3 protein-coding genes are annotated in these 3,519 nt (G+C 38.6%); all 3 read left to right on the top strand.

The features are described from left to right. Nucleotides 1-201 precede the first annotated feature (201 nt). Nucleotides 202-1,035, top strand: a complete 834-nt coding sequence (locus tag PG888_RS22530; protein ID WP_270816037.1) for a site-specific integrase — start codon at nt 202-204, stop codon at nt 1,033-1,035. Beyond that, nucleotides 1,032-2,600 carry a site-specific integrase gene (locus PG888_RS22535; protein ID WP_171269322.1) on the top strand — a complete coding sequence of 523 codons (1,569 nt, stop codon included), beginning with the start codon at nt 1,032-1,034 and terminating at the stop codon, nt 2,598-2,600. Before PG888_RS22530 ends, PG888_RS22535 begins: the two co-directional genes overlap by 4 nt. Nucleotides 2,601-2,609: 9 nt before the next feature. Further along, a partial coding sequence (locus PG888_RS22540) for a hypothetical protein (RefSeq protein WP_442866251.1) occupies nt 2,610-3,519 on the top strand: 910 nt, incomplete at its 3' end.

The following is a 3,519-nucleotide window of genomic DNA, read 5'->3' on the forward strand; positions in this document are numbered from 1 at the left end:
CCTGCATGGAGACGCGATTAGATCACAGACGATCTGCCTGTTCAAATTTCATTAACAAAGTGCGATCCCGCCCTGACCCCCACAGTGGGACGTAATAACATTTACAATCGTGTGACAGCTATTGCAAGTTATTTAGATTTCATTGCTAGAGTAGCTGTACAGAACTGTAATAGCACTAAACTGCTCACAGAAATTAACAGTATGAATAAGCGCATACTTGCTGTTCGCCCTAAAGGCAAAGGTAAGAATGTTTTAGATAAACTAGATGGTAAAGACTTGCCAGATGGATTAATTGAGGAATTTATGGCTGTGGCACAATTTGACCACCCAAAAAATCCGTTCAAACACGCTTCGACAAAAAAGCGAAATCATCTTATGTTTTTACTTTTAAAAGAACTAGGCATACGAAGAGGTGAGTTACTCTCACTATCTATTGAATCGAACTTTCTAATGCTTCACGGCCCCCAAAAATTCATATGGGTAAAACGCCACCATGATGACATATATGATCCTCGCAAAAATCAGCCTGTAGCAAAGACGAAAGAAAGAATGTTGCGAATTAGAGATGAAACTGCGGCACTCATTGATGACTACATCATAAACATACGGGCAAAGACTCCGAACGCGAACAAGCATCCATACTTGTTTGTTACACATAGGAAGGGGAAAACTCAAGGACAGCCAATATCGACCAGCACATTTGACAGTATCATCGTGCCAACAATGAAATCTGTGGATGAGCGGTTCAAATCGATCCACCCACATTATTTTAGGCATAACTGGAACCAGTGGTTCTCCGAAATAATTGACAAAAACAATGATCTATCTAAAGACCCAAACAGTAACCGTAATTTTATTTCATCTAGTGAAGAAGCAAAAAGCCGAATGTATCAAATGGGGCACACATCAGAGAGCTCTGCCAAACCATATGTTGAACGCCATATTCGCAATAAGACAAACAAGCTAGTGCTTGAAGAGCAAGAAGAATTACAGAGACTAATTATTGAATCTCAAAAAAATAGAGGATATGAATGAATAAATATGATTACATTGAGGAAGAAAATGACGATCTCCCATCAACATTCAGCTCAAAAAAATTAGTATCAAAAGATGGATACAGCTTTGACTTTCACTCAGAATACTGGATGTTGAATAAAGATGTCAGCATTGCATTCATGCCGGATGTTTTATCTATGGAACCAAAACTGCTGGATGGATTTAAAAAAACACTAGCAACCTATGCTGAAGAACAATCAGCACACCATACATCAAATATGTATCTACGCTTTCAACGACTATTGCGAGACACTAAATTCAAAAATCTAGATGAGGATGTATTGCTCAATTGGCGAGCGATGCTTGATAAAAACAATGAATGGTACTTAGGTGCACTCCGTGGTTTTCTTATTAGCTGGAATGAATATGGATATTATGGTGTAACAACAGAGATGGTGAAAACACTCGAAATACTAACTCTATCAGGAAACAAGAAAGGAGTGTCTGTCGCTAATCGTTGCCCTGAAACAGGTGCCTTTACTAGCAATGAGGTACTTGCATTAAATCATGAACTTATTCGCTTATTCAGGAATAACTATATCTCATTTCAATGCTATGCATATGTGAGTTTATTGCAGGCTACTGCTAGACGCCCCACACAGTTACGACAAATAAAGGCTGCTGATTTATTTAAAGAACATGATCATAGTAAGAATGTGACAAATTTTTACCTCAATATACCTAGAGCAAAGCAGCGTGGTGGTGGGTTTCGTTTCTCTTTTAAAAAATTCCCCATTACGGAAGAGCTCTATCTAACGTTGCGTAATTTAATTAGAGATGAAACAGAGAAGTTTGAATCAAAACTCTCAATAAAACTGACTGCTTCTCAAGCAACAAAAATCCCATTATTTATTGATTGGGCAATGGTTTTTGAGTTAGCGGTTAAAAAAACATCTTTGACTGATGATTTATTAGATACTGACATTTTAAATATGTCATCAACAGATCTAAGAGAACACCTGCTAAAAAATTTCCAAAGAAAACAAAAAGCTATTTCTGAAAGAACTGGGGACTATATTCATATAACGGCTAGGCGGTTTCGTCATACAAGAGGAACAAACCTTGGTCGAAAAGGTTTGGGGCCGTTGATCATAGCGGAGGCATTGGATCACAACGATACACAAAACGTTAAGGTCTATACGGAAAATACCGCAGATACCGTGACCTATATTGACAAGGCCATTGGCAAACAACTGGCCCCCTTTGCTAATGCATTCCTAGGTCGCATTATCGTTGACTTAGAGCAGGGTGAGCGAGGACATGACCTTGCTGCTCGCATACCAAACAAGGATAACGATATCGTAGGAGCATGCGGCACCAATGACTTTTGCGTTAAGGGGTATGAAAGTTGTTACACTTGTGAAAAATTTAGACCATTATTAGATGCTCCTCACGAGAAATTCTTATCCCATCTATATGCAGAGAAAGAGGTAAGGTTGAAAACGACAAAAAGTGAAGAGTACGCGGCAACAAAAGATAGGCTAATTTTAGCAGTTGAATGGGTTGTGCAGAAATGCTTTGAACTGAAACAACAACGAGCATGAGGATAGTCAGTGGACAGTAACATTTTCCATTTTAAGCCTGCGATAGAACTGAATTCAGAAGCAAATCTAGAAAAATTCATTCAAAGTAGCAAAAACAAATTAACTGTTTTCGGTGAAGATTGCTGGGATCATAATTTATGGCACACTTTTCACAATACTCGCCGTGTTGTTGCCCGTTTCTCCACAAATTTAGAGCCATCAACTTCCTATAGTTTCTCTCCCCTAGGTGCACCATTTATTGATTTTGCAAAAGCATACATTCGCTACATTTACGCATTAAAACCCATAACAACTCTTCACAGACATTTCGAAGCTATTCGAATACTTGAAGAAGCATTGATTCTATCAAAACATAAAGCAGATATTCTGATGCTCGATGGCCTAGTTTTAGAAAGGCTAGGCGATATTTTTAATAGACGCATATCAAATCTGGCAGGTCGAAATAAAGCGGGCTATCAAATGGAGCTTCTTCTTAATTTCTGCCGTGACAACTTTATAACACCGAGTCTTCCTGGGTGGTCAAATCCATATCAAAAAGTAAAAGATTTAACTATTCAACTTGACGAGAATGGAAAAGAACATCGTAAAAATAAATTGCCCTCAGAAGAGGATATGATGTTATTTGCTAAGTTATTTCATGACGCACCTTCATTAGGTATTGAAGCAGAATATTTTACTTCTGCAATAGCATTGCTCATGCAAGCACCATCCCGATGCTCTGAGTTATTCTCATTGCCTATAGATTGTACTGTATGGGAGGAGAATCGCAGCGGAGAACTTAAACTTGGAATACGTTGGGTGCCTGCCAAAAATGGCAACGAAGGGATTAAATGGGTTCCTACTGCAGGGCGAGAGCGTGAACATATTGTTAAATTGACTTCAATTCAGCCAGCCCTGAATCCAATACCTTTTCCAGATA

The sequence above is a fragment of the Aeromonas sp. QDB23 genome (assembly GCF_027707745.1).
GTDB classification, from domain to species: Bacteria; Pseudomonadota; Gammaproteobacteria; order Enterobacterales; family Aeromonadaceae; genus Aeromonas; species Aeromonas allosaccharophila.